A 25,959-nucleotide genomic window follows, 5' to 3' on the forward strand; every position below is an offset into this window, starting at 1 on the left:
ATGGTTTGCCGCGCGACCTGCTGGTTCGACTTGAGATCAGTTAGTACGTGGAGCATTCGGACGTTAGCCATCAATCGTCCAAATATTGTGTCTGACCGTCCGTCGTATTAACATCGGGAGGATGGACATCCTCGCCCAAGTGCTCGATCGCATTCGCCTCGGTGGGACTCTGCTCTTCCACTTCGAGCTCGGCCATCCGTGGAATCTGGCATTGCCAGCGCGCCCCTACGCCCTGTTTCATTATCTCAGTCGCGGCTCAGCTACCCTCGCGCTCGATCAGGGACGAGAACTCCACATGACTGCGGGCGACTTTGTCGTCGTCACACGCGGCGAGCCTCACCTGATTTATTCGGATCGCCGGACGACGCCATTACCGATTCCGGATCTCGGTCGACTGCCCGGACGTCTTGGCGTCGTTCGTCATGGAGGCAACGCGCAGCCACTCTCGACGATGATCTGTGGCAATTTCACTGTGGAGCGGCCCTCGCGCGGCAGCGTGTTGGAATTGCTTCCGCCCCTGCTTCTCCTGAAGCCGACGGAAGACGGCGGATGGCTCGAGGCGATTCTGCAACGCATGGTGAGCGAGTCGGCGCTTGCGCGTCCCGGCCAAGACGTCGCACTGTCACGACTGACAGAAGTGCTCTTCGTTGAGGTGTTGCGAAGCTGGATCAAGTCTCTCGATTCCGGAGAAGGCGGGTGGCTGGGGGCGATGGCGGACCCGCACATAGGACCGGCGCTTCAGTTGATTCACGAACGACCGGATCAACCCTGGACCCTTGGCGACCTAGGGCAGCGCGTGGGGCTCGGTCGCTCGGCGTTTTCAGCTCGCTTCACCAACCTCGTCGGCCAGTCCATGTACCGTTATCTGATCGCACGCCGGATGTCGGAGGCTGCGTTTCTGCTCGAAACAAGCGACGAGGGGATTGCAAGGATTGCGACCCGTGTCGGCTACGAGACCCCGGCCGCGTTTTCGAAGCTGTTCCATCGACATCATGGCCTATCGCCTGGCCGCTATCGAGCAGCTCGCCGGTCTGACGGTGGCCGAAGGCAAGGGGACGTCCTGGAAGCAGACGTCGCCGATTGACCTCGACCAAGCTGGCTACTGGAAGGTCTGGCGATGGGCGGCGGGGCGGCTCCGGCAGGAGTGTCCAGTTTTGTTCACAAATGGCGCGCCGAATCGTCAGCCCGCCGGTACGGGCAGCCAGCCGAGGTCTCCGCTGCAGACGGCCCGGCGCTTGGGTGCATCTGGTCTCATCCAGGCCGCCAGGCGACCAAAGCCGACTGTTAATCGGCGCGCTCCTGCGACGCGCAAGCCCCCGAGCTGGGCGCGTTGAGGCTGCTCGGAGTCAGCGCTCGCGCCGATAGTGCATAGCGACCACGCCGCTGCGGAGCGGCTTCGCCGAGACCAGCTCGAGCCGTCGCGCACTGGGCAGCCCGCCCTGGTACAGGGTCGGGCCGTGGCCGGCGATCCTGGGATGGACGAGGAGCTGATATTCGTCGATCAGGTCCAGCCGGTCCAGCTCGGTCGCGAGTTTGCCGCTACCGAGGAGCACGCCGGCCGGAGTCGCGTCCTTGAGCCTCTGTACGCCTGTTCGCAGGTCGTCGGCGATGTGGTGGCTGTTGGCCCACGGGAAGTCCGTTCGCGTCGACGACACCACGTACTTCGGTTTGGCGTCCAGCTTGACCGCCCACTCGCGTAACGCCGGCGGCGCCTCCACGTCGCCGCGAGCCACCGCCGGCCAGTAGCTCTCCATCATCTCGTAGGTGATGCGGCCCCACAGCATCGCCCCGCCCTCGTCCATAAGGCGGGTGAAGAACGCGTGCGTCTCGTCGTCAGCGATTCCCTCCTCATGATCGACGCAGCCGTCCAGGGTGACGTTTATGCTGAAGGTCAATAGTCCCATGCGACGAGCCTAAGCCATCCGCTCGAAAAAACGTAGGGCTATTGCTCGCGGTTGATGTTCAACTTCCGCCGTGAGAAAGCGTTGCCCACCCGTGATCCGCTACAACCGGGCTCGGGGGCTTCCGTTTCCCCGTGCGAGGTCATCGATCGGCTCGGGATCCGTCGGCCTTGGCAAGAGTAATAGTCAGCCCACTTGCATCAATGTTTCAGCTCGCCACTTCTTGACAAAAGGGCGGTCGATTTGTGGTCATTGTCCTATTCTCAACATCACCTTGCGCCCGTCGGAAAGGGTTCCCGCTCCTGTGCCAGCTACGGGTTGTCTGCTGGTCAGCGAGAACACGAACCGGGATGAGAGTTGCCCGCAAACGATCGTCCCTTCTCCATGCGAGAACGTAAGATTGACGATAGCCGTCCCTCGGCATTCGACCCCGGTATTGGTCTGTCCGCTAATAGTTCCGCGCCGTGTAATGCTGTTGACGAAAGCCTTCCCGGAAAAGGAGAGCGTCCCATCGGCAGTCTGACCGGAGACTGGTGCGATGATTGTGAGCAGATTTTGCGCCTGCGCGTAGCCGACAGCCTCTACGGCACCATACGCAATCAACATTGTGGCTAGGATTCGCCTGGTCTCGGCGAGGTCTCCGCAATGGTATCTCAATTGAAGCTTGCCAGCCCCGCGCGGCGGGCACCCTCCCGGATCGCGGCAATAGCGGGAGGATTGGTGACTGGATAGGAGCCGATAAACCCTTCGGCCGAAGTGTTTGGAAATTCTCTCGCCAACCGGTTGGCAATCTTTATTGCCTGAGGTGTTTCACCGAGCATGGCGTGCGCCATGGCCTGGAACAGCAGCGTTGCAGGCGAGTCCGGCGGTGCTTGGCTGAACGCGGTCAGGCACTCCCTGTGGAGACCTACAACGAAGCTCGATCGGCCAAGCATGCTATAGTACCAGGAAACATACGGATTGAGACGGATCGCACGCTTCGCCAGTTCATATCCTTCCCGCGGGTCGCCTGTCACGAATGCCTTTCCTCCGGCAAGCAAGGCGAGGGTATCGGCATCGTGCGGGGCGGCCGCCAAGGCAAGATCATGTTCTCTTGCTGTCGCATCGAGATCGCCCTGCAAGGCTCGAAGCTCGGCTAGACATATGCGTGCATGGGTATCACCCGCGTCGAGCGCCAAAGCTCGTTCGAGGCACAGTTTCCATTGCTCCTTTGCGGCGGAAAGGTCGTTGGTAAACGCATTGATGGCGGCGACGGCATGCGCCAGCCCCAGTACTGTCCAGGCTCTGGCAAGTCCAGGGTCGAGCTCGATGGCACGCGTCAGAAGCCGCACCGCTTCCGTATTCGAAGCGTGAGTGTACAAATTGTGCTGCTCGACGCCGAGCAGATAGTAGTCATAGGCACGTAGGCTGGCGGGGTGTTTTCGGCGGACAACATCGCGTCGAAGTTTTGCGAGCTTGCCGCAACAGCTAGCAAGGACGTTGACGACGTTTTCGGTGACCATGTCCTGCATCGCAAACAGGTCTTCAGCTGATCGATCATAGCGGGCCGTCCACAAATCGACTCCAGTGCGCGCGTCGACGAGTTGGACGCAGATCCGCAGCTGCTGCGCTGCCGCCTGCAAGGTCCCCTCAAGTAGATAATCCGCATTCAGTTCCCGCCCGATGGATAGCACGTCATCGCGCCGTCCCTTGTACGAGAGCATGGTCTGGCGGGCGATGACCGCAAGGTCGGGGTAGCGAGCGAGGTCGACCATGATGTCCGCCGACAAGCCATCGGCCAAGCGGTTCCATCGCTCGTCCGCGCTCAGATTGTCGAAAGGGAGAACCGCAACGACTGTTGGCCCAGAGGCCTCTACCGAAAGGCCACCGGATGATGCATGGCCCGTGTCTTGCTCGCGTTGGTCGGCAAGCAAGGTTGCAAGCGCAACTTTGCTGCGAATATCGAGTTTCCGGTATATGGCCGACAGATGGGTCCGAAAGGTAGTCGGCGCTATGAAGAGCGTCTCGCCGATTTCACGGTAGGTCATCCCCTCGGCGAATTTTGCAGCGACCACCCGCTCCCGGTCCGACAGACTGGTCAGAGGATTGCTCACGGCGCGAAGCATCGCTTCAAGTCTCCGATCCGCTACGAGTTGTGGCCGACCCGGCACGGCAAAATACTACAGATGCGATCTCGAAAACACTGCATTTGCACGATGCCATCCGACCGCCACCAATTCTAGGCTTTCCTGTCGACGGGGTTTGGTCGGGTCGCAGAGACCCGATCCATTCAGGAAGCAGGAGGTGTCCATGACAAAGTCATCTATCTTTGCCGCAATGCTGGTGCTGCCTCTGTCGGTTGGACCGTGCTTGTCCGAAGGCACGCAATCTGGCGGCAAGCTGATTTCCGAAGATGCTGTGAGAGCCGTTAGTGCCGAATTGTATTCCGACATTCTGATCCGAGCGTGCAGGAACGGATGGCGCTACCCTCGGAGCCAAATCGAGAACGGCTTCAAACGGCATCTTAGCGAGCTGAAATTGCAACTGGTCGATCAGGGTTACACGATCCTGCCTGGTGTGAAAGCGAACCGCTCGCCCCGGAGTCTCTTCGCACTGGCATTTGTCGCCAAGCGCCAATCTGTCCCCTCGCGCCAGTTCGGCTGTCTCCGCCAATACTGGCTCGACGAGTGACCGTTCTGGAGCGGGCAACTGGGGCAGGAATAGCCGCCACTGGCCAGACTTCACTTGCCGAGCCGGCTTTCACTGTAGGGATGCTCATTTCACCGGGCGGTCAGCGCTCAGGCCGAGCTGTTCTATGGCTGCCCGAGAGGCTGCGCCTCCCCCGTCTCGCATTCCGGTAGTCGCACTGGTTTGGCGAGCTTTGCCAGCCCGTCGGGCTTGGCGCAAAGCGGGAAGCCGGCGAGCGGCATTGTCTCGATGAAACGACCGCGTTCCCTCTTGCTCGAGCTGAATTCATTGACCAGGCCCTCGATGGTCAGGTCCGGATACCGTTTGAGGGTTTCCCTGACTGAAGCATCCGCCTCATCGGTTCGACCCAGTGCCGCGAGGGAGCTGCTACGCACCACCCAATCCCCTTTGCCGTAGTTATCGGGCGTCTTGCGCTCCAGCATCTTCGCGGCGTCCTCATAGCGGCCAGCCATAAAATAGGCCGTGGAGTAGAAACTAGTTGCCCACATCGGGTAATTCGGGTCGAGCCGTATAACTTGGTCGACCAACTGAGCGCCGCGTTCGGGTTCGTCGAAGCCTGCCGCGTAGCCGGAATAGAATGTCAGGATTTCGGCCGAACCCGGAGCGAGGCGGAGGGCCGTGTCCATCTCGACCTTGGCGCGGGCGTTGTCGCCCATTTCTTTGAGGCTCATGCCAAAAACGGCGTGCGCCTCGGCGTCGCTCGGATCGAGCCGCACCGCGCGTTCGGCTACATCGGCAGCCGCCTTGATCTCACTCTCGGGATTGATACCGAAGCCAGCCAATATGTTATGAGCATGATAAAGTTCCACCCAGGCGCGGGCGAACCCGGGGTCCAGCGCGACAGCGAGGTTGAGCAGCCTGATAGCCTCCTCCTCATCCGCTACGGTAATCTTTTCAATCCTTTCGGTTCCGAGCAGATAGTAATCATAGACAGTCAAGTTGTCCGGCCGTTTACGCTTCGCTGCAGCCCGCCCCGCTCCCTGAATCAGCCCCACGCCGTTGCCGAGACGGTTGGTGACTTGCTCTGCAATCTCGGTCTGGACGGCGAACACGTCCTCAGCGGGCCGGTCCCAACGATCCGACCAAAGATGGTTGCCGGTTTGTGCATCGATCAACTGCGCGGTAACCCGCACCCGCCCATTTTGCCGCTGGATAGAGCCTTCCAGCACGAAGCCGACATGGAGCGCACCTGCGACCTGGCGGGCATCCACCGGCTTGCCTTTGTAAACTTCCGTCGAATTCCGGGCCACGACCTCAAGTTCGGGAAACCGTGCGAGGTCGGTGATGATATCCTCAGTTAATCCATCGGCCAAACGACCGGTGACCTCGTCGTCGCCATAATTATTGAAGGGCAGCACCGCGACCGACGGCTTGGCCCCCAGTGGCGCGGGCTGAAAGAACCACCAGGTCCCTCCACCCGCCAGAGCCAGCACCACGACGGCCGCCGCAGCCGTCTTGGTCCAGCGCGGCATCGCCTTGCGTAAGGTCCAACGCACCCGCTTGCCATCGAGCCTCACCCGGTACATCCGCACGGGGCGGTTGATGTTCTTGACATGCTGCTCGCCAACGAAATCGAGTGGCCAATCAAGCTTGCCCTGCAAATGGTCGTAGGCCGTACCTGACACCATTACTCCGCCCGGTTCGGCAAGCTGCTCTAGGCGAGCGGCGATATTGACGCCGTCGCCATACACATCGCCATCCACTAGCGCCACATCGCCAAGATTTATCCCGATGCGGAACACAATCCGCTCATGCTCCGGCAATCCACCATTGCGAACGGCCACAGCTTTCTGAATTTCGGCTGCGCAGATCACCGCATCGACCACGCTGTCGAAGACGACAAGTGCGCCATCTCCTAACAGCTTGACAATTCGACCCTGGCGCAGAGCGATCGCCTTATCGGTCACATCGGCCCGGATAGCCCTCAGGCGTGCGATGGTGCCAGCTTCGTCGATCTCGATCGCCTTTGAATAGCCGACCATGTCCGCTGCCAGGATCGCCAGCAGTTTCCGGTTCAATGGAGGGACGATCATCACCCGGCCCCGGACCAACAGGGCCAAAATGGTACACCTAATGCTGCGCCCTGACGAGAGGCCCGCCCCGCGGCGCGGACTTTGGGGTGCGTCGGACTCTTTCAACAGAACCGGCGCAAAGCGGTCCACACTACGCTCGACGCAAGGGGCCGCTGTTTTGCCCAGCCTGAAAGCTGACAGTCGCTTCCGGCCCCATTGAGATGTTCATCGCCTCGGTGCCAAGCGTCGGCTCATGGCGCCAAGCGGGCCTAACACTCCGAGCGGGTGATCTCGGAAACCAACAGGCGCAGCAATGATATAGCGGCGCCCAATTTCCTTTCGGCCGGCGCGTCAGCTGGGTCTCGCCTATTGCCTGCGACGCCTGGTCGACGAGGCAAGATAACCCATCGCCAGCGTCATCACGGCGACCGCGATGCCGGCGCTGATCACGCCTGCCGGCGTTATCCTGGCACTGCCCTGCAAAGTAACATGCTTGCCCAAGCGCAGGTCGAAAACCGACTTGATTTCCTCAGGATGTGAGGGGACCGCGGGCGAAGCTTCTTCCTCGACAACTGACATTTGAGCCTCCGGTTCGAATCTGCCGTTCGCGTAGCGGCCGGCGACTGGTGCGCCAACATTCTGTGCAATGGCCGAGCCTATTAGAACTGATAGGCGCCAAATAACACAGCAGTACCAGTTTCATCTCCTCCGGCGCGCCAAATCCATTCATAGACTATGGTGCTTTGATTGCGACCATCGGAGCCTGATTTGACCATGTCCCCTGCCAGCATCAAGCGTGCGTTGATCACCGGGGCCGGTGCGTCCAACGGCATCGGCTTTGCCATTGCCCGGCAGCTCGGCCATGCCGGCCATACCGTTGTCCTCACTGGCGCCAGCGCGCGTGTGCTCGATCGCGCCGCCGAGCTTCGTGCCCAAGGCATCGATGCCGTTGCCGTGGTCGCCGATCTCACCATCGCCGCCGATGTCGAGCGGCTGCGGGCAAGTACCGGCGGCGTCGATATCCTGGTCAACAATGCTGGCATGGGCTCACTGGCGTCGCCCTCGGTCGACAAGGCGTTCCTCTCCATGACCGAGGCCGACTGGGACCAAGGGATCGACGTCAGCCTGAAGACAGCGTTTCTGGTCACCCGGGCGTTCCTGCCGGCGATGGTCGAAGCGGGCTATGGGCGCATCGTCAACGTGGCGTCGGTCACCGGGCCGCTGGTGTCCTTCGAAGGCACCGCCGCTTATTCCGCCGCCAAGGCCGGAATGGTCGGCCTGACCCGCACGCTGGCGCTCGAAGTGGCGAAAAGCGGGATCACGGCCAACGCCGTGGCCCCCGGTTGGATCGAAACGGGGTCGTCGAGCGAGATGGAGCGGACCGCGGCCCTGCATACGCCGCCGGCGCGAGCCGGCCGGCCGGATGAAGTGGCCGCAGCGGTCGTGTTCCTGGCATCGGAAGGCGCCAGCTATGTCAACGGCGCGCTGCTGGTGGTCGATGGCGGCAACAGCCTGCAGGAACGCAAGGGCTGAAGGGCCAAAGGCGCTTCGCCGGAACGAAACGAGGCAGCGTGTCCTTCCGACAGGTTAGAATTCGGTGCATAACACCCGATCGATGCCCATTAGTCCTTGCTGATATACCGTCCGCAGCGGATAATATCCGTTGGGGCTTTCAGCAGGCGAAATGCTAAATCGGATCGTAGCTTCCACAACGTCGCGCCAATTCAACTTTCTTGTTCCCGATGACGTCACTGACGCTATCGCCGGATATATCGACTCCTCTGCTCCCGGACGCATCATCTCGACCTTTTCGGCAGTTCAGTCAGTTCGAGATAAAGTCCCTGATTGCGAGCTGTCGGACGATCAGCTTGAGCGGTGCGCTGTATTGGCAGCAGTCAACGAAGGCCTAGCGGTCCACTTCGATCGGCGGGGACGCCAGCCTGATCCATATTCGTCGCTAAGTAGGAGCCACTGGCATCTCGTGCCTATTTGGAAAACCAGGACGCGACTGGCTGTCATGGCATTCCAGCGGCCGAATGCAGCCGGCCTCGCCGGCTGTACCCCTCCGCCCGTTATCGTTGGCCGGCCGCAGGTCCGGCCGCAGCGCATAGAGCTCAGCCCATGATAGGCGCCGGCCGCTAAGGCGTTCGAACTTCTTCGGGCGTGCCAATGAAAGCCTGCCTGGCGCTTCATCCCGTTAGCCGGCGTGTTCAAGACGCCTTGGCCAGGAAACTCTGGTAGTCCGATTTGGCCTGCAGCAGGCGCAGCACGTTGTCGCGGGATCCCCGCACATGGGCGCGCGCCAGCGTGCCGGCCCGGCTGGCATCGCCGGCGCAGATCGCGTCGACGATTTCGGCATGCTCGTCGCGGGCGATCTTCCATTCGTCCAGCCACAGGAGCTCCGTCCAGACATAGTGCTGACACTTGTCGAGGATGCCGCACAGCATTCCGTGCAGCATGACATTGCCGCTGATCTGCGCGATGACGCGATGCAGGTCGATGCCGACCTCGAGCTCCTGGAATTTTTCCCTGGTGGTGCGATCCGGTATGGCGGCCAGCCGCTCACATTCGGCCAGAATGGCGCGCAGCCGCGCCTTGTCCTGCTCCGTCGCCACGGCCGCGGCCAACTCTGTCGCATGGCCGTCGAGCAGTTCGCGGATCTCGAAGGCCTCGCGGAACATGCTGATGTCGAACTCGGTGACGACATAGCCCTGGCGAGGCCTGCCGGTGACCAGGCCATCGCGCTCGAGGCGGTTGAAGGCCTCGCGCACCGGCGTGCGGCTGACATTCAGCTTCGCGGCGATGTCGCTTTCGGTGACGCGCGAGCCCGGCGGAATCTGGCCGGTCACGATCATCGCCTTGAGCGAGGAATAGACCGAGTCGCGCAGTGTATTTTTGGTTTCCTTGGCCAAGGTTTCGTCCCCAGTTCTCCGGTCTTTCAGCCGGGACACGCACAGCTGTAGTCGCAGTCGGCGTAATTTGCCACGCCCCAGCGAGGCCGTCTCTTTCCATCTTTGCCCTGCTCGACACGCCTGAATTCGATCGCGCCGGACGGTGTTGACATCACCGATCGCTAGGCTACACTCAAAATTGTATACAAGATAGCATGCGAAATCAAAAACAATGGGAACACCGGTTGGAGAGCCGAAAATGAACATGACCAGAAACGTTAGCGTTGTTGCGGTTGCCGCTCTCATGGCGTCGCTCGCAGCCCCCGCCATGGCGGGCGATACCATCACCGTCGCCTCATGGGGCGGCACCTACCAGGAGGCGCAGACCAAGGCGTTCTTCAAGCCGACCGCCGATGCGCTCGGCATCACCATCAAGGAAGACACCACCAACGGCCTCGACGACGTGCGGCTGCAGGTGACCGGCAATGCCGTCAAATGGGACATCACCGAGCTTGGCGCCGACGAATGCGCACGCGGCTCGAAGGAAGGCCTGTTCGAAAAACTCGACTACGGCATCATCGACAAGAGCGGCATCAACCCGAAGCTGGTCCATGACGACTGGGTCGGCATTTCCTACACCTCGGTCGTGCTCATCTACCGGACCGATGTCTTCGGCGACAAGGGCCCGAAGACCTGGGCCGATTTCTGGAATGTCGAGAAGTTTCCGGGACGGCGCGCGCTGAGCGGCAGCCAGGCGACGGAGACGCTGAGCGTCGCCGCACTGGCCGAGGGCATTCCGATCGACAAGGTCTATCCGGTCGATATCGACGGCGCGCTGAAATCCGTCGACAAGATCCGTGGTCATGTCGATGCCTGGTGGACCTCCGGTGCCCAGGCCATGCAGTTGGTCAAGGACGGCGAAGTCGACATGGCGAGCATCTGGAACGGCCGCGCCGGCACCTTGAAGAAGGAAGGCGCGCCGGTCAGCTTCTCGTTCGACCAGGGTGTCCTGACCGCCGACTGCATGGTCATCCCGAAGGGCGCCAAGAACAAGGAAGCCGCCATGAAGGCGTTGGCGATGTTCGTCAGCCCGCAATTGCAGGCCAACCTGCCGCTCTATGTCGACAACGGGCCGGTGAACGAAAAGGCCTTCGAGACCGGCAAGATCCCGCCGGAGAGGATCAAGGACATCAATTCGGCGCCCGAAAACGTCAAGAAGCAGGTGCTGCAGGACGCCGAATTCTGGCGCGACACGCTGGTCGAGGCGACAGAAAAGTTCAACAATCTGGTCCAGCAATAGGCCCTGGCCAGAACCCAAACCACGGCAGGGCGGCGCAACCGCTCGCCCTGCCTCTGCCGCCTCAGTTCAGGAGACGATGATCTTGTCCATTGCGCCATCCGCGCTGCCGATCAGCATGCGCCGGATCGAGAAAAGATTTGGCAGCGTAGCGGTGCTGCGCGACCTCAACCTCGATGTCGAAGCCGGCGAGTTCCTGACGCTGCTGGGGCCTTCCGGATCCGGCAAGACGACGCTGCTGATGATCCTGGCCGGCTTTGTGCGCGCCAATGCCGGCAGCATCAAGGTCGGCGACGACGAGATCATCACCACGCCGCCGCACAAGCGCAACATCGGCATGGTGTTCCAGAACTACGCGCTGTTTCCGCATATGAACGTCTTCCACAACATCGCCTTTCCGCTGAAGCAGCGCGGCGTCGCCAACACCGAGACGGCCGAGCGCGTCGAGAAGGCGCTGGATCTGGTCAAGCTGCAGGGCCTGGGCGAGCGCCGGGTCAACCAGCTCTCCGGCGGCCAACGCCAGCGCGTGGCGCTGGCGCGCGCCATCGTCTTCGAGCCGCGCATCGTGCTGATGGACGAACCCTTGTCGGCGCTCGACAAGGGCCTGCGCGAACATATGCAGATCGAGCTGCGCAGCCTGCATCGCCGGCTTGGCATGACCACCGTCTATGTCACGCATGACCAGCGCGAAGCCATCACCATGTCGGACCGCATCGCGGTGATGAATGGCGGACGCATCGAACAGCTCGACAGACCGGAAACCCTCTACGCCACGCCGCAGACGCGGTTTGTAGCCGGCTTCATCGGCGAATCGAACTTCATTCCCGTCGAATGCCGCAATGGTTCGGTCTGGTACGAGGACAGGAGAATCCATACCGCGGCGCCGGCGCCGGCATCGGGCCAACACCTGATGGTGGTGCGGCCGGAAAAGTTGCGGCTGCTGGCAAATGCCGAGCCGCAAAGCGGTGTCAATGTGATCACTGCGACGGTCGGTGACATCATCTACCAGGGCGACAGCTTCGTCTGTTACGCGGCGCTGCGCGACGGCCGCCAGCTGACGCTGCGCGACTATTGCCGCAGCGACGTGCTGGCCAGAATGCCGGCTCCCGGCCAGCCGATCAACCTCGGCCTCGACGCGCAGGACACGATCTTGGTGGCATCAGACTGATGAGCGCGCAATCTGCCTTGCACGCATCTGCCGGCGATCTGAATGCGCAGTCGTTGCGGGACGACGCCCGGCGCGAGTCGCTGCGGCTGCTGGCGCTGCTGTCGCCAAGCCTGTTCCTGGTCTTTGCCATCATCGTCGTGCCGATCGGCTGGCTGTTCTGGCTGTCGCTGTTCGACGAGGCCGGCGTCCTCAGCACCGCCAATTATGCGCGCTTCTTCGAGCAGGCCTCCTACATCAAGACCTTCGTCACCACCTTCAAGGTCGCCTTCATCGTCACCGGCGCCTGCGTCCTGCTCGGCTATCCCCTGGCCTACATGCTGTCGCAACTGCCGCGCCGGGCAGCGTCGATCTGCCTGATCTTCGTCATCCTGCCGTTCTGGACTTCGGTCCTGGTGCGCACCTATGCCTGGCTGGTGATCCTGCAGCGCAAGGGTCTGATCAACAGCTGGCTAATCGACCTCGGCGTCATCAGCCAGCCGCTGTCGCTCGCCAACAATCTGTCCGGTGTCGTCATCGGCATGACGCACATCTTGTTGCCGTTCCTGGTGCTGCCGCTCTACGCCTCGATGAAGACCATAGACGGCGATTGCCTGCGCGCCGGGATGAACCTTGGCGCCGGCCCGGTCGCCACCTTCCGGCAGATCTTCTTTCCGCTGTCGCTGCCCGGGCTTGCCTCGGGCGTGGTCATCGTCTTCGTGCTTTGCCTGGGGTTCTTCGTCACCCCGGCGCTGATGGGCGGCGGCAAGGTGATCATGTGGGCGATGCGCATGGAACAGACCACCAGCCTCTACTCCAACTGGGGAGCCGGAGCGGCCCTCGGCGTGGTGCTGCTGGTGGTCACGCTGGCGCTTCTTGGGCTGTTCCAATGGCTGCTCGGCGCGCGCGCCACTGGCGTATGGAGTTCGCGATGAGCGAGGATATCGGCCTGCCCATCTCGCACCGGCAACGTCTGTGGCTGTACGCCCTCGGCGGCCTCGTGCTGTTGTTCCTGATCGCGCCGTCGATCATCATCGTCATCATGTCGTTTTCGGATTCGACGCTGCTGCAATTCCCGCCGCAGCAATGGTCGCTGCGCTGGTACCAGACCTATTTCCAGTCGCTGGAGTGGCGCGACGCGACGATCGTCTCTGTCAAGGTGGCGATCATGACGACCTTGGTGGCGACGCCGCTCGGCACCGCCGCCGCCTATGCGATCAACCGCGGCACGCTGCGCTTCAACGGCACCATCAACGCGCTGCTGACGGCGTCGCTGATCGTTCCGGTGATCCTGATCGGCATCGGCACTTTCTTCCTCTATGCGCGGATCGGGCTCAACAACACGCTGACCGGCCTGGTCATCGCGCACACCGTGCAGGCCTTGCCGCTGGTGGTGCTGACCGTGCTGTCGGGCTTGCGCTCCTATGACATGAACCAGGAACGCGTGGCTCGCAGCCTAGGCGCCGGACGCGTCGCCGCGTTCTGGCAGGTGACGATGCCGCAGATCCGCTTCTCGATCGTCTCGGGCGCGCTGTTCGCCTTCATCACCTCCTTCGACGAAGTGGTGGTTTCGCTGTTCATATCGGGCGGCGATACGACGACATTGACGCGCCGCATGTTCAACGCGCTGCGCGACCAGATCGACCCGACGATCGCCGCCATCTCGACCTGCCTGATCGTGCTGTCGGTCGTGCTGTTGTCGGTTGGGCAGATGTTCGGGCGCAGGAATTGATTCAAGTGACCATGGGATATCCAGACAGAATGCGTGATTTCCAGTTTCCCGGCCGCTCGCCGGTCCGTGCGACGGAGGCGGTTGCCGCGACATCGCACCCGCTTTCGACGCTTGCCGCAATCGAGATGCTGCGCTCCGGCGGCAACGCCATGGATGCCGCCGTCTGCGCCGCCGCCGTGCAAGCGGTCGTCGAGCCGCAGTCGACCGGCATCGGTGGCGATTGTTTCGTGCTCTACTGCCCTGCGGGACAAGGCGACGTGCTGGCCTTCAATGGCTCCGGCCGCGCCCCGGCCAAGGCGACGGTCGACTGGTATCTGGAAAAAGGCTTCAACTGCATCCCGCTGCAGGGACCGCATGCGGTCACCGTGCCGGGTGCCGTCGACGCCTGGGCCCGGTTGCTGGAGGACCATGGCCGCAAGGGCCTTGCCGAGGCGCTGGCGCCAGCCATCCACTATGCCGAGAATGGATATGTCGTGCATGACCGCGTCGCCTTCGACTGGGCCGAACCGGAGACTGATCTGTCGGCCGACGAGCATGCCGCGCGCATCTTCCTGCCCGGCGGCAAGGCACCGAAGGCCGGCGATGTCCACCGGCAACCGGAACTCGCCGCCACGTTGCGGATAGTCGCCAAACATGGCCGCGCCGGATTCTACGAAGGCGCTGTTGCCGACGATATCGTGCGTCGGCTCAATGAATTGGGCGGACTGCATTCGACCGAGGATTTCGCAGCGACCAGGGGCGACTATGTGGCGCCGGTCAGCACCTCCTATGGCGGCCACGACATCCACCAGATGCCGCCGAACAATCAGGGGCTGACGGCGCTTTTGATGTTGAACGTGCTGTCTGGTTTCAAGCTCGGCGGGCTCGACCCCAACGGCGCCGAGCGCCTGCATCTGGAGATCGAGGCGGGGCGGCTGGCCTATCGCGACCGCGACCGCTTCGTCGGCGACCAGGATCATGTCCCGGTGCCGGTGGCACAACTCCTGTCCAGCGCCTATGCCGACCGGCTGCGTGCCGAGATCGACGGCGAGCGTGCCATGACGCACCTGCCGCGCCTGGACCTGCCAGGCAGCGACACGGTTTACATCTCCATCGTCGACCGCGACCGGAACGCGGTCTCCTTCATCAACTCGACCTATTATTCGTTCGGCAGCGGCGTTGTCGGGCCGAAGACCGGTGTCGTGCTACAGAACCGTGGCTCGAGCTTCCGCCTCGACCCGGCTCATCCGAATGCCATCGCGCCCGGCAAGCGGCCGATGCATACGATCATGCCCGGCATGGCAACCAGGAATGGCCGCGTGGTGATGCCGTTCGGCGTCATGGGCGGCGGCTACCAGCCGTTCGGACATGTCCATCTGCTGACCAACATGCTCGATTTCGGCATGGACCCGCAGCAAGCGCTGGATGCGCCTCGGGTATTCTACAATGATGATACCGTGGAGGCCGAACGCAACGTGCCCGCCGAAGCAATCGAGGGCCTGCGCCGGCGCGGCCATCGCGTGGCCGAGCCGCATCACCCGCTGGGCGGCGGGCAAGTGGTGCTGATCGACTGGGAGAAGGGAACGCTAACCGGCGCCTCCGATCCGCGCAAGGATGGTTTGGCGCTTGGGTATTGAAATGATCGGCAAAATGGTGGCGTGGTCCGGAGTCGGGCGATTACATCACCGGGTGTTGGCGCAGCCCCTCATTGCCCTGCCGGGCATTTCTCCCCGTATAGTGACGGGGAGAAAGACGCTTTCATCGATGGTTTCGCCAATCGCCAGCGTTGCGAGAAATGCACAGAGGGTGCGGCTCCCTCTTCTCCCCGTCTCTATACGGGAGAAGGTGCCGGCAGGCGGATGAGGGGCGGCGCTAACGTCGACTATCGGTCCGAGGCGATTGGCCCGGTGTCCGAAATCGCCGCTGGACTTTGTAAGCGGTCGCTTGAAACATAGGCGGTGACATGACCCACACTGGAAACGATGCAGACCTTTCCCACCGTCTTGCCGCCGGCGCCGATGATGCGCCGGCGATTTCGGCGCCCGAAAGAACCACGCTGACGCATGGCGGACTGCGCGAATTGATCGCCGCCACGGCAGCCGCGCTGCATGCGCGCGGTATCGGCCGCGGCGACAGGGTGGCCATCGTGCTGCCGAACGGGCCGGAGATGGCCGCAGCCTTCGTCGCGGTGGCGGCAGCCGCCTCCACGGCACCGCTCAATCCGGCCTACCGCGCGGACGAGCTCGATTTCTACCTGACCGATATCGGCGCCAAGGCGATCCTCGTTGCACAGGACGAAAGCGGGCCGGCGGTGACGGTGGCCGAACGGCTCGGCATCGGCGTGCTCAGGCTTGTCGCCTTGCCCGACACGCCAGCCGGAAGCTTTACCATCGAGGGCCCTGCGATCGGGCCGCAAGCCGCGCCTGAGATGGCGCAGGACGGCGACATCGCGCTTTTGCTGCACACTTCGGGCACCACGTCGCGACCCAAGCTGGTGCCTCTCAGCCATGCCAACATCGCGGCCTCGGCCGCCCATATCGGCGCGACGCTCGGCCTGACGGCCAATGACCGCTGCCTCAACATCATGCCGCTGTTCCACATCCATGGCCTGATCGCGGCGGTGCTGTCCTCGCTGGCTGCCGGCGGCAGCATCTACTGCACGCCAGGCTTCAACGCGCTGCGCTTCTTCCAGTGGCTGAGCGATGCGCGGCCGAGCTGGTACACGGCGGTGCCGACCATGCACCAGGCGATCCTGCCGCGGGCGGCACGCAATGCCGAGGCGCTGGCGGCGGCGCATCTGCGCTTCATCCGCTCGTCCTCGGCGTCGCTGCCGGCGCAAGTCATGGCCGAACTGGAGGCGACCTTCGGCTGCCCGGTGATCGAATCCTACGGGATGACCGAGGCGGCGCACCAGATGGCATCGAACCGGCTGCCGCCTGGCCTGCGCAAGCCGGGCAGCGTCGGCGCCTCCGCCGGACCGGAGGTGGCGGTGATGGCGCCTGACGGGCAGCTGCTCAAGGCCGGCGAAACCGGCGAGATCGTCATTCGCGGACCCAACGTCACGGCAGGCTACGAGAAGAACCCGGACGCCAACGCCACGGCGTTCGCGCATGGCTGGTTCCACACAGGCGACCAGGGCGTGCTCGACGAGGATTTCTATCTGCGCGTCACCGGTCGGCTGAAGGAGATCATCAACCGCGGCGGCGAGAAGATCTCGCCGCTGGAGGTCGATGACGTGTTGATGGACCATCCGGCGGTAGCGCAGGTCGTCACCTTCGCCATGCCGCATGACAAGCTCGGCGAGGAGGTGGCGGCGGCGGTGGTGCTGCGCGAAGGCATGGCCGCCAACGAGAGCGATATCCGCGGCTATGCGGCGACGCGGCTCGCCGACTTCAAGGTGCCGCGCAAGATCCTGATCCTGGACGAGATTCCCAAGGGCGCTACCGGCAAGCTGCAGCGCATCGGGCTTGCCGCCAAACTCGGACTTTGACGATGAAGATCACCATCTTCGGCGCCGGCGCGATCGGTGGCTATCTCGCCGCCAAGCTCGCCATGGCCGGCCGGACCGAGCTTTCGATCGTCGCGCGCGGCGCGCATCTCGATGCGATCAAGGCAAATGGGTTGCGCCTGATCGAAGACGGCCAGGAATCGGTGGCTTCCGTTCGGGCCGCGGCGAGAGCCGAAGAGCTTGGCGCCCAGGATTATGTGGTGCTGGCGCTGAAGGCCCATTCCCTCACCCCTGCGCTCGATCAGATCGCGCCGCTGCTCGGGCCGGACACCGCCGTCGTCACGATGCAGAACGGCGTGCCGTGGTGGTATTTCCATGACGACGGCGGGCCGCTGGAAGGCACGCGGTTGAACGCGGTGGATCCCGGCGGCAAGATCTGGGAGCGGATCGGGCCGCAGCGGGTCATCGGCTCGGTCGTCTATCCCGCCGTCGAGGTCGACGCGCCCGGCCTGATCCGCCATGTCGAGGGCAAACGCTTCTCGCTTGGCGAACCCTCCGGCGAGCGCAGCGAGCGGGTCACGCTTCTGGCCGAGGAGATGGTCAAGGCCGGCCTGCAGGTTCCGGTTCGCGACGACATCCGTAGCGAAATCTGGGTCAAGCTGTGGGGCAATCTCTCCTTCAACCCGATCTCGGCGCTGACGGGCAGCACGCTGGCGGCGATCGTTGCCGACGAGGCAACCCGAACGCTTGCCCGCACCATGATGCTGGAGGCACAGGTGATCGGTGAAAGTCTCGGGGTGCGCTTTCCCATAGCGGTCGACCGGCGCATCAAGGGCGCCGGTGATGTCGGCGAGCACAAGACCTCAATGCTGCAGGACCTGGAGCGCGGCCGGCCGATGGAGATCGACGCGCTGGTCAGCGCGGTGCAGGAACTTGGCCGGCTAACGGACAAGCCGACCCCCATCATCGATGCCGTGCTGGCGCTGGTGCGCCGCCTCGGGATTGAACGCGGTTGCTATTCCTGAACCGTCCGGATCGATTGTCGTCAGTCCTTCGCAGCCGGCCAGTCCTTTGCTGCCGGCTTCAGCAGCCGCACACAAAGTTCGCCGACCATGCCGCGCCGCCCGACAACTGCTGGCCAGCCCAGCCAATGCCGCCAGCATGACGAATGGCATGGCCGCGATCCGGTGCCCTTGCAGTCTTCGCGCTATCGTTGCCAGAACGGCTTGGCGAGCTCTGCCTCGACCTGACGGTCCGTCAGACCGATATCGTCGATCAGATAGGGATTGTCCCTCGCCATTTGCGCAAGCTCCCAGCGAAAGCGGATCCGCTCGCGCCAGGTCCGATCGTGCCAGCTCGCAATAATGCTCTGCAGGGTCGTCAGATGCCGACGCGCCATCGGCGCCACGGGCGTTCCCGACCGCGCTGTCTTGTGCGGGGCAAATTCAAGAATGTTGGTCATAACAACCTCCATATGGTTTGAGGGTCCAGAGGCCCCCGACCTGAAAGTGGCCGAATTCTGCAGGTTACGGACAGCGCCGTAATTAGGCCTTCCCAAATAGTTCTCAAAAGTTCCAAATGGGTAGAGCCGGTCACCGGTTCACGGAACCGGCAACCTGCCATAACTCTTTGTTTTAACGCAATTCCCTGAGGAAAAGCGCTACGCGCTCTTCCCGGGAAAACCGTTTCACACTGTTCCTGAAATTGCTCTATAGATGCGCCCTATGCAGGGATCGCGCTTTGCCTTTGGTCCGTTCGTGCTTGATTCCGGTGCGGGAACGCTGCTTCGGAACGATGTGCCCGTTGCCGTCGGCTACCGCGGGCTCAAGCTGCTCGCGGCGCTCGTTGGACGGCCCGGCGACATACTGAGCAAGGCCGAACTGATGGACGCGGCATGGCCTGGCACGGCGGTCGAGGAAGGCAACCTCACCGTCCAGATCGCGCAGCTGCGCAAGCTGCTTGGTCCGGCCGGGGATGGCGGCGAATGGATCGTCACCGTTCCACGCGTCGGCTACCGCTTCACGGGGGCCATCGGACAGCTTGGTGACGCGAAGCGAAAACCTTTGCCGCTACCCGGCAAACCATCGATAGCCGTGCTGCCCTTCGTCAATGTCAGCAACGATCCCGAGCAGGACTCCTTCGCGGATGGGTTGACGGAAGACCTGATCACCGACCTGTCGAGGATCTCCGGCCTGTTCGTCATCGCCCGCAACTCGGTCTTCGCCTACAAGGGAAAGGCTATGGACGTGCGCGAGATCGCTGGCGATCTTGGCGTGCACTATCTGCTGGAGGGCAGCGCGCGACGCGCCGGGGGGCGTGTGCGCATCAACGCGCAGCTGGTCGACGCTGTGAGTGGCGATCATCTCTGGGCGGAACGCTTCGATCGCGGCCTGGAAGATATCTTTGCCGTCCAGGACGAGGTGACGGCCAAGATCGTGGAGGCGCTGCTTGGCCGGCTGCGCGCACCGCCGCCACGCCACCGGCCCAGAAATCTCGAGGCCTACGATCTCTGCGTGCGGGCGCGCAAGCTGATGGATGATTCGCCGCAGATGGCGCAGGAAGCGCATCTGATGCTGACGCGCGCGGTGGCGCTTGATCCGGAATATGCCGAGGCCTATCGCTGGCTCGCCATGAACCACTGGATGGGATCGGTGCATTCCGGCGGACCAAGTGAGTCTTCCCGCAGCGTTGCCCTGGAACTGGCGCGCAAGGCCGTGGCGATCGATCCCAACGATGCCGGCTGCCGCTGGGTCCTGGCTTACCTGCTTGCCTATGAGCGCAGCTTCACCGATGCGGATGCCGAGTTCGCCAAGGCGTTCGAGCTCGACCCGAACGAAGCCGACGCGTGGGCGGCTCTGTCCGACATCGCGGCGCTGGCAGGGCGGGTCGAGGAGGCCCTCGAGCATATTCGCAAGGCGTTCCGCCTGAACCCGTTTCCGCCAAGCTGGTATTATCTGACGCTCGGCGCGGCGCAATATGCGGCCCGCGATTACGAAGCCGCTGTCGAGACATTGCGCCGGGACGAGACCTATCGGACAAGCTCACGCCGTTTCCTGGCGGCAAGCCTCGCGCAACTCGGCCGGCTCGACGAAGCGCGCGCGGAGGTCGAACTGTTCCTCGTCGGCAACCCGCATTTCACGACCCGGCACTGGGCCACGACAGAGCCCTTCCGCGACGCAGCGACGCTTGAGCATTTCGTCGATGGCTTCCGCAAGGCCGGTCTACCGGACTGACGCGCCGGCGTAACCTCCCGCAAGGCCCGCATCCAGGTGACCCGCTCAATGCCCCCGCAACTGCTTGCGGCGCCAGGCGGCCGGCGCTTCGCCGATCCGTTCGCGGAAGACCCTTGAGAAATAGGCCGGGTCGTCAAAGCCGATCTCGTAGGCGATGTCCTCGACCGTGCGCACTGTGAACAGCAGCAGTCGCTTCGCCTCCAGCAATCGCCGCTCGCTGACCACCCGCTTGACGCCGGTGCCCAGCACCGCGCGGGCGGCCTTGTCGAGCAAATGCGGTGTCGTGGCCAGCGTCTCGACATAGCGGTCGACCGGCCAGTTGTCGCGGAAATGCACGTCGACGAGCCGCCGCAGGCCTAGTGCCAGCGAAGCCTCGGAAGAGGTTGTGGCGGTGGTCCCGTCGGGACCGAGACGGGCGATGTGGGAGATTGCGACGGCGATCAGCGCCGGCAGCATCTTGTCATTGCCGGCTTGCGCCTCGGCGTATTCGGCAGCGATCATCTCCAGCACCGCTGCCAGCCTTTTCCACGCGGCATGGTGCGGCGGGCCGTCGGTAAACACCGGCCTGTCCAGCGGCAGCAAGCTCTGGCCGGCAATGGCGGCGAGCGCGCCATCGGCGACCGAGACGACGATGGCATCGGTGCCTGGGCCGATCGAGAAGCCATGCACGACATTGCTTGGCACGAAGCTGACGGCGGGCGCCGAAAAGTCCCAGGAGCGCTCTTCAATGCGGTAGGTGCCTGAGCCACTGGTCCAGTAGGTGATCTGGCCCATCTGCGGATGCTTGTGCGCGGCGACCTCGCCGAGATGGATGTTGCTGCGGGCAAGCACCGTCTCGACATGCAGGAAACCGACGTCGAGCGGCCGCACCGGCTCGCCGTAGACGAAGAAGTCAGGGATGGAACTCTGGCTCATGGCGCCGGAAAAAGTCCAATCGGTTTTGCGGTTCCGTCCATAACCGATCCCCGGCCCAGGCGCTACAGTCGTCACGCAAGGGGAGGAACATCATGCGATCCGAAGACTTCCGTGCCGACAAGGGGCGTCCGTTCACCGGGGCCGAATATCTGGCGAGCCTGCGCGACGGCCGCGAGGTCTATATCAACGGCGAACGCATTGCCGATGTCACAACGCATCCGGCGATGCGCAATTCGGCGCGGTCGCTGGCGCGCCTTTATGATGCCCTGCATGACACCAAGCAGCAAGACGCGCTGACCTCGCCGACGGACACCGGTTCGGGCGGCTACACCCACAAATATTTCCGCGTCGCCAAATCCTCCGCCGAGCTTGTCGACCAGCAAGCAGCTATCGCCCAGTGGTCGCGCATGTCCTATGGCTGGATGGGGCGCACGCCCGACTACAAGGCGGCGCTGATGAACACGCTTGGCGCCAATGCCGACTGGTATGGGCCGTTCAAGGACAACGCGCTGTCCTGGCATAGACGTGCCCAGGAAGCAGCGCTGTTCATGAACCACGCCATCGTCAATCCGCCGATCGACCGCCACAAGCCGGCCGAACAGGTGAAGGACGTCTTCGTCCACATCACTGGGGAAACCGATGCCGGCATCACCGTGTCCGGCGCCAAGGTGGTGGCGACGTCCTCGGCGCTGACCCATTACAATTTCCTGGCGCAGGGTTCGGCGACGGTCACCGAGGATCCGTCGCTGTCGGTGATGTTCATCGTGCCGATGAACGCGCCGGGGATAAAGATGTTCTGCCGCGTCTCCTACGAGCAGACGGCCAATACCGTTGCAGCACCCTTCGACTATCCGCTGTCGTCGCGCTTCGACGAGAACGACGCGATCCTGGTGCTCGACAACGTCTTCATCCCCTGGGAGGACGTCCTGGTGCTGCGCGACGCGCAGAAAATCCTATCGTTCCATCCGGCTTCCGGCTTCATGCACGGTTATTGCTTCCAGGGCTGCACGCGGTTTGCCGTCAAGCTCGACTTCCTCGCCGGCCTGCTGGCAAAGGCGCTGCGCGCCACTGGCGGCGATGCCTTCCGCGGCAACCAGGCGGCGCTGGGCGAGGTCATCGCGGTGCGGCACATGTTCTGGAGCTTTTCCAATGCCATGGCGTACAACCCGATCCCGTGGGCGAACGGCGCGGTGCTGCCCAACCTGGAAGCCGCCCTTGCCTACCGGACCTTCATGTCGGAAGCCTATCCGCGCGTCATCGACACCGTGCGCCGGGTGATCGCCTCGGGGCTGATCTACCTGCCATCGTCGGTGCGCGACTTCAACAATCCCGAGATCGACAAATATCTGGCGCAGTATGTGCGCGGCTCCAACGACATGGGCCATATCGAGCGCATCAAGATCATGAAGCTGTTGTGGGACGCGACCGGCACCGAATTCGGCGGACGCCACGCACTCTACGAGCTCAACTATGCCGGGGCGCCGGAAGAGGTGCGCCTGCAGGTGCTGAAGGGCGCCGAACGCGGCGGGCGGCTGAAGGCGATGGAAGAACTGGTCGACACCTGCATGGCCGACTATGACGAGAACGGTTGGACGGGAGATACCTGGTTCAATCCGCTTGCTTCGTCGGCTGAGTGAACCCAGATGGCCACGCAGATTTCGAAAGCCGATTTCCGCGACGCCATGGCGAGGGTCTGCGCGCCGGTCAACATCGTCACCACTGACGGCCCGGCCGGACGCGGCGGCTTCACCGCCACCGCCATGTGCAGCGTCTCCGACGAGCCGCCGACGCTGCTGGTGTGCATGAATGGCCGCTCGACGCAGGCCGCCATGTTCCTGTCCAACCGGCGCTTCTGCGTCAACGTGCTGACCCATGACCACATGCATCTTGCGGGAAAGTTCGCGGGCGCGACCAGGGACATGGAAGCACGCTATTCGGCGGCACGTTGGCAGACGCTCACGTCCGGCACGCCGGCACTGTCGGATGCGATCGTCAATTTCGATTGCGAGATCGAGGATGTGCATATCGTCGGCACGCATAATGTCATGATCGGCCGGGTCATCGATGTCCGGCACGGCAGCGGCGGCTCGGCGCTGCTCTATGTCGACCGCAACTATACGCAGCCGACGCGGCTTGGCAGCTTTGGCGGGTGAGCCCAAGCGATGCCGCCCGGACCGAACGGTCAGCTCTCGCCGTCGATGAGGTTTTCCAGGAGATCGAGCAGCTTTTCCAGCCTGTCGTGGCCGAAGCGCTGTTCGATGTCGTCATAGATGATGCGACGCTCGGGTGAAAGCGCATCGATCAGGGCGGATCCGGCCGGGGCGATTGTCAGCACGACACGGCGGCCGTCGCCTTCGGCCTTGTTGCGGGTTATGAACCTGCGCCCCTCGAGCGCCTTGATGATGCGCGTCAGGCTGGGCGGCAACACCGATGCGCGATCGGCAAGCTCGGTCGCCTCGACCGGGCCGGCTTCGCTCAGCACGCGCAGCACGCGCCATTGCTGTTCGGTCACATCGTGGGCCGCGAGCATCGGACGAAAACGCGCCATCACCACTTCGCGGGCGTGCAGGAGCGCCATTGGCAGGGAACGACGGGTGTTTTCAGGCAGCAAGAAAAAAGCCTCCCACGCTGGCTTGCGATCGAAAACAGGCCTTCCTTTAGCCGAGTCCGCCCACCGAAAGCCCGTTCCAGCCATCCCCGTATCGTTGCGCCAAGGCCGATGCAAGACTTGACTTCATGGGCGCCTCATGTAATTAACGCGTTAACTACAACAAGACAAGTGATTGGGGAGCGAAACGCGGTGCCGCACTTCTCCATCGAGTATTCGGCCAATCTCGATGCCAAGGTCGATATTGGCGAGTTATGCGCACTGGTGTTGCGCACCGTGCTGGACACCGGGCTGTTCGAAACCGGCGCCGTGCGGGTGCGGGCGTTTCGCGCCGAGGCCTATGCGGTGGCCGACAGGCTGCCGGAAAACGCCTTCCTCGACATGTCGTTTCGCATCGGAATCGGGCGCAGCGCCGAGGAGAAGAAGCGGACCGGCGAAGCCGTCTTCGCGGCGGTGAGCGAGCACCTTGCCGCGTTGTTCGAGACACCGCATTTCGCCCTGTCGCTCGAGATCCGGGAAATCGACCCGGTGCTGAGCTGGAAGAAGAACGCAATCCACCCGCGACTGCGCGGCAAGCGACGGAAGCTGAGATGTCCGACCTGCAAGGCAATCTGAAGAAGGCCGAGGCCTATCTGGCCCGTTTCAAGCGCGATGGCGTGCTGAACCAGATCGGCGGCGAAGCGGCGCCGGCGCTCGACGGCACGACGTTCGAAACGCTGTCGCCGGTCGACCTCAAGCCGCTGGCCAAAGTCGCGCGCGGCGGTGCCGTCGACATCGACCGCGCCGCCAAGGCGGCGAAGGCGGCGTTTTCGGCCTGGGCCGCGATGCCCGGCGAAGCGCGCAAGAAGCTGCTGCACAAAATAGCCGACGCGATCGAAGCGCGCGCCGAGGAGATCGCGTTCGTCGAATGCATGGACACCGGCCAGGCGCTGAAGTTCATGGCCAAGGCGGCGTTGCGCGGTGCCGAGAATTTCCGCTTCTTCGCCGACCGTGCGCCAGAGGCGCGCGACGGCGAGACGCTGCGGACCACAGGCCAGGTCAATATGACCACACGGGTGCCGATTGGCCCGGTCGGCATCATCACGCCGTGGAACACGCCGTTCATGCTGTCGACCTGGAAGATCGCGCCGGCACTGGCCGCCGGCTGCACCGTGGTTCATAAGCCGGCTGAATTTTCGCCATTGACCGCCCGCTTGCTGGTCGAGATCGCCGAAGAGGCCGGCCTGCCCAAGGGCGTGTGGAACCTCGTCAACGGCCTCGGCGAGCACGCCGGCAAGGCGCTGACCGAGCATCCCGACATCAAGGCGATCGGCTTCGTCGGCGAAAGCCGCACCGGCTCGATGATCATGCGCCAAGGCGCCGACACTCTGAAGCGCGTCCATTTCGAGCTTGGCGGCAAGAATCCGGTGATTGTCTTCGCCGACGCCGACCTGGAGCGCGCCGCCGACGCCGCCGTCTTCATGATCTATTCGCTGAACGGCGAGCGCTGCACCTCCTCGTCACGGTTGCTGGTCGAAGCGTCGGTCTACGACGAATTCACCGATCTGGTGGCGGAGAAGGCAAAGCGCATCAAGATCGGCCATCCCCTGGATCCCGCAACGGTGGTCGGTCCGCTGATCCACCCGGTGCACGAGGAAAAGGTGCTCTCCTATATCGAGATCGGCAAATCGGAAGGCGCGGTGGTCGTTGCCGGCGGCGGCAAGTTCGCCGGCCCGGGCGGCGGCTGCTATGTCAGCCCGACGCTGTTCATCGGCGCCACCAACAGGATGCGCATTGCCCAGGAAGAGATCTTCGGGCCGATGCTGACTGCCATCTCCTTCAAGGATGAGGCGGAAGCGCTGGCGCTGGCCAACGACACGCAATACGGCCTGACCGGCTATCTCTGGACGTCGGACGTCACCCGCGCCTTCCGCTTCACCGACGCGCTGGACGCAGGCATGATTTGGGTCAATTCCGAGAATGTGCGCCATTTGCCGACGCCGTTCGGCGGCGTCAAGAATTCCGGCATAGGCCGTGACGGTGGCGACCATTCCTTCGACTTCTACATGGAGACGAAGAACATAGCCTTCGCCACGACGGCGCACGCGATCCAGAAACTCGGCGGCTGATCA

23 protein-coding genes are annotated in these 25,959 nt (G+C 63.2%); 15 read left to right on the forward strand and 8 right to left on the reverse strand.

Translation table 11 applies throughout. From position 1 onward, the window contains the following. The first annotated feature begins 121 nt into the window (after nt 1–121). Nucleotides 122–1,084, forward strand: a complete 963-nt coding sequence (locus AC1DZP_RS12950) for a cupin domain-containing protein (RefSeq protein WP_477302778.1) — start codon at nt 122–124, stop codon at nt 1,082–1,084. A gap of 262 nt (nt 1,085–1,346) precedes the next feature. Here the strand turns inward: AC1DZP_RS12950 and AC1DZP_RS12955 are convergent, their stop codons facing one another. Beyond that, entirely contained in the window at nt 1,347–1,904 is a 558-nt protein-coding gene (locus tag AC1DZP_RS12955) for a dihydrofolate reductase family protein (protein ID WP_477224972.1), read from the reverse strand. A gap of 650 nt (nt 1,905–2,554) precedes the next feature. Further along, nucleotides 2,555–4,006, reverse strand: coding sequence for a LuxR C-terminal-related transcriptional regulator (locus AC1DZP_RS12960; RefSeq protein WP_477302780.1), 1,452 nt, complete (start codon nt 4,004–4,006; stop codon nt 2,555–2,557). Between the two features lie 178 nt (nt 4,007–4,184). On the opposite strand from AC1DZP_RS12960, the gene AC1DZP_RS12965 reads away from it, so the two are divergent. Beyond that, nucleotides 4,185–4,571: a hypothetical protein gene (locus AC1DZP_RS12965; RefSeq protein WP_477302782.1), complete on the forward strand. Its 387-nt coding sequence runs from the start codon at nt 4,185–4,187 to the stop codon at nt 4,569–4,571. A 122-nt stretch (nt 4,572–4,693) separates the two neighbouring features. On the opposite strand, the gene AC1DZP_RS12970 is transcribed toward AC1DZP_RS12965, so the two are convergent. Continuing rightward, complete coding sequence (locus tag AC1DZP_RS12970) at nt 4,694–6,622, reverse strand: adenylate/guanylate cyclase domain-containing protein (RefSeq protein ID WP_477302956.1); 1,929 nt, start codon at nt 6,620–6,622, stop codon at nt 4,694–4,696. Nucleotides 6,623–6,967: 345 nt separating this feature from the next. Continuing rightward, nucleotides 6,968–7,180, reverse strand: a complete 213-nt coding sequence (locus AC1DZP_RS12975) for a hypothetical protein (protein WP_095084346.1) — start codon at nt 7,178–7,180, stop codon at nt 6,968–6,970. 195 nt (nt 7,181–7,375) lie between these two features. Between AC1DZP_RS12975 and AC1DZP_RS12980 the strand changes: the two genes are divergently transcribed. Beyond that, nucleotides 7,376–8,134: an SDR family NAD(P)-dependent oxidoreductase gene (locus AC1DZP_RS12980; RefSeq protein WP_477302958.1), complete on the forward strand. Its 759-nt coding sequence runs from the start codon at nt 7,376–7,378 to the stop codon at nt 8,132–8,134. Nucleotides 8,135–8,811: 677 nt separating this feature from the next. On the opposite strand, the gene AC1DZP_RS12985 is transcribed toward AC1DZP_RS12980, so the two are convergent. Beyond that, nucleotides 8,812–9,513 (reverse strand): GntR family transcriptional regulator, encoded by a 702-nt coding sequence (locus AC1DZP_RS12985; protein WP_477302784.1) that lies wholly within the window; start codon nt 9,511–9,513, stop codon nt 8,812–8,814. 238 nt (nt 9,514–9,751) lie between these two features. On the opposite strand from AC1DZP_RS12985, the gene AC1DZP_RS12990 reads away from it, so the two are divergent. From AC1DZP_RS12990 to AC1DZP_RS13020, 7 genes are all read left to right on the forward strand, one after another. After that, the gene (locus tag AC1DZP_RS12990; protein ID WP_477302786.1) at nt 9,752–10,792 is read left to right on the forward strand and encodes an ABC transporter substrate-binding protein; all 1,041 of its coding nucleotides are present in this window, start codon (nt 9,752–9,754) and stop codon (nt 10,790–10,792) included. An 82-nt stretch (nt 10,793–10,874) separates the two neighbouring features. Next, a complete protein-coding gene (locus AC1DZP_RS12995; RefSeq protein WP_477302959.1) occupies nt 10,875–11,957 on the forward strand; it encodes an ABC transporter ATP-binding protein in 1,083 nt (360 codons plus the stop codon). After that, nucleotides 11,957–12,868: an ABC transporter permease gene (locus tag AC1DZP_RS13000; protein ID WP_477302788.1), complete on the forward strand. Its 912-nt coding sequence runs from the start codon at nt 11,957–11,959 to the stop codon at nt 12,866–12,868. The genes AC1DZP_RS12995 and AC1DZP_RS13000 overlap by 1 nt, the downstream gene beginning before the upstream one ends. Continuing rightward, nucleotides 12,865–13,665 (forward strand): ABC transporter permease, encoded by an 801-nt coding sequence (locus tag AC1DZP_RS13005; protein WP_457151103.1) that lies wholly within the window; start codon nt 12,865–12,867, stop codon nt 13,663–13,665. Before AC1DZP_RS13000 ends, AC1DZP_RS13005 begins: the two co-directional genes overlap by 4 nt. Before the next feature lie 29 nt (nt 13,666–13,694). Continuing rightward, complete coding sequence (ggt, locus tag AC1DZP_RS13010; protein ID WP_457151102.1) at nt 13,695–15,281, forward strand: gamma-glutamyltransferase; 1,587 nt, start codon at nt 13,695–13,697, stop codon at nt 15,279–15,281. A 326-nt stretch (nt 15,282–15,607) separates the two neighbouring features. Then, nucleotides 15,608–17,134, forward strand: a complete 1,527-nt coding sequence (locus tag AC1DZP_RS13015) for an acyl--CoA ligase (RefSeq protein ID WP_477302791.1) — start codon at nt 15,608–15,610, stop codon at nt 17,132–17,134. A 2-nt stretch (nt 17,135–17,136) separates the two neighbouring features. After that, nucleotides 17,137–18,117: a 2-dehydropantoate 2-reductase gene (locus tag AC1DZP_RS13020; RefSeq protein WP_477302793.1), complete on the forward strand. Its 981-nt coding sequence runs from the start codon at nt 17,137–17,139 to the stop codon at nt 18,115–18,117. A gap of 182 nt (nt 18,118–18,299) precedes the next feature. Here AC1DZP_RS13020 and AC1DZP_RS13025 read toward each other — a convergent pair whose 3' ends face one another. Beyond that, nucleotides 18,300–18,554 (reverse strand): DUF1127 domain-containing protein, encoded by a 255-nt coding sequence (locus AC1DZP_RS13025; protein WP_095083595.1) that lies wholly within the window; start codon nt 18,552–18,554, stop codon nt 18,300–18,302. Between the two features lie 253 nt (nt 18,555–18,807). Here AC1DZP_RS13025 and AC1DZP_RS13030 point away from each other — a divergent pair, with 253 nt between their 5' ends. Then, nucleotides 18,808–20,325 carry a winged helix-turn-helix domain-containing tetratricopeptide repeat protein gene (locus AC1DZP_RS13030; protein WP_477302795.1) on the forward strand — a complete coding sequence of 506 codons (1,518 nt, stop codon included), beginning with the start codon at nt 18,808–18,810 and terminating at the stop codon, nt 20,323–20,325. Between the two features lie 45 nt (nt 20,326–20,370). Here AC1DZP_RS13030 and AC1DZP_RS13035 read toward each other — a convergent pair whose 3' ends face one another. Then, nucleotides 20,371–21,240, reverse strand: a complete 870-nt coding sequence (locus AC1DZP_RS13035; protein WP_477302797.1) for a helix-turn-helix domain-containing protein — start codon at nt 21,238–21,240, stop codon at nt 20,371–20,373. A 92-nt stretch (nt 21,241–21,332) separates the two neighbouring features. Here AC1DZP_RS13035 and AC1DZP_RS13040 point away from each other — a divergent pair, with 92 nt between their 5' ends. Then, entirely contained in the window at nt 21,333–22,877 is a 1,545-nt protein-coding gene (locus tag AC1DZP_RS13040) for a 4-hydroxyphenylacetate 3-hydroxylase N-terminal domain-containing protein (RefSeq protein ID WP_477302799.1), read from the forward strand. Between the two features lie 6 nt (nt 22,878–22,883). After that, nucleotides 22,884–23,393 carry a flavin reductase gene (locus AC1DZP_RS13045; RefSeq protein ID WP_095083603.1) on the forward strand — a complete coding sequence of 170 codons (510 nt, stop codon included), beginning with the start codon at nt 22,884–22,886 and terminating at the stop codon, nt 23,391–23,393. 29 nt (nt 23,394–23,422) lie between these two features. On the opposite strand, the gene hpaR is transcribed toward AC1DZP_RS13045, so the two are convergent. After that, entirely contained in the window at nt 23,423–23,818 is a 396-nt protein-coding gene (gene hpaR, locus AC1DZP_RS13050; RefSeq protein WP_477225557.1) for a homoprotocatechuate degradation operon regulator HpaR, read from the reverse strand. A 222-nt stretch (nt 23,819–24,040) separates the two neighbouring features. On the opposite strand from hpaR, the gene AC1DZP_RS13055 reads away from it, so the two are divergent. Further along, entirely contained in the window at nt 24,041–24,463 is a 423-nt protein-coding gene (locus tag AC1DZP_RS13055) for a 5-carboxymethyl-2-hydroxymuconate isomerase (RefSeq protein ID WP_477302801.1), read from the forward strand. Continuing rightward, the gene (hpaE, locus tag AC1DZP_RS13060) at nt 24,439–25,956 is read left to right on the forward strand and encodes a 5-carboxymethyl-2-hydroxymuconate semialdehyde dehydrogenase (protein WP_477302803.1); all 1,518 of its coding nucleotides are present in this window, start codon (nt 24,439–24,441) and stop codon (nt 25,954–25,956) included. The genes AC1DZP_RS13055 and hpaE overlap by 25 nt, the downstream gene beginning before the upstream one ends. Nucleotides 25,957–25,959: the final 3 nt, after the last annotated feature.

Source organism: Mesorhizobium sp. P2_F8 (assembly GCF_056403655.1).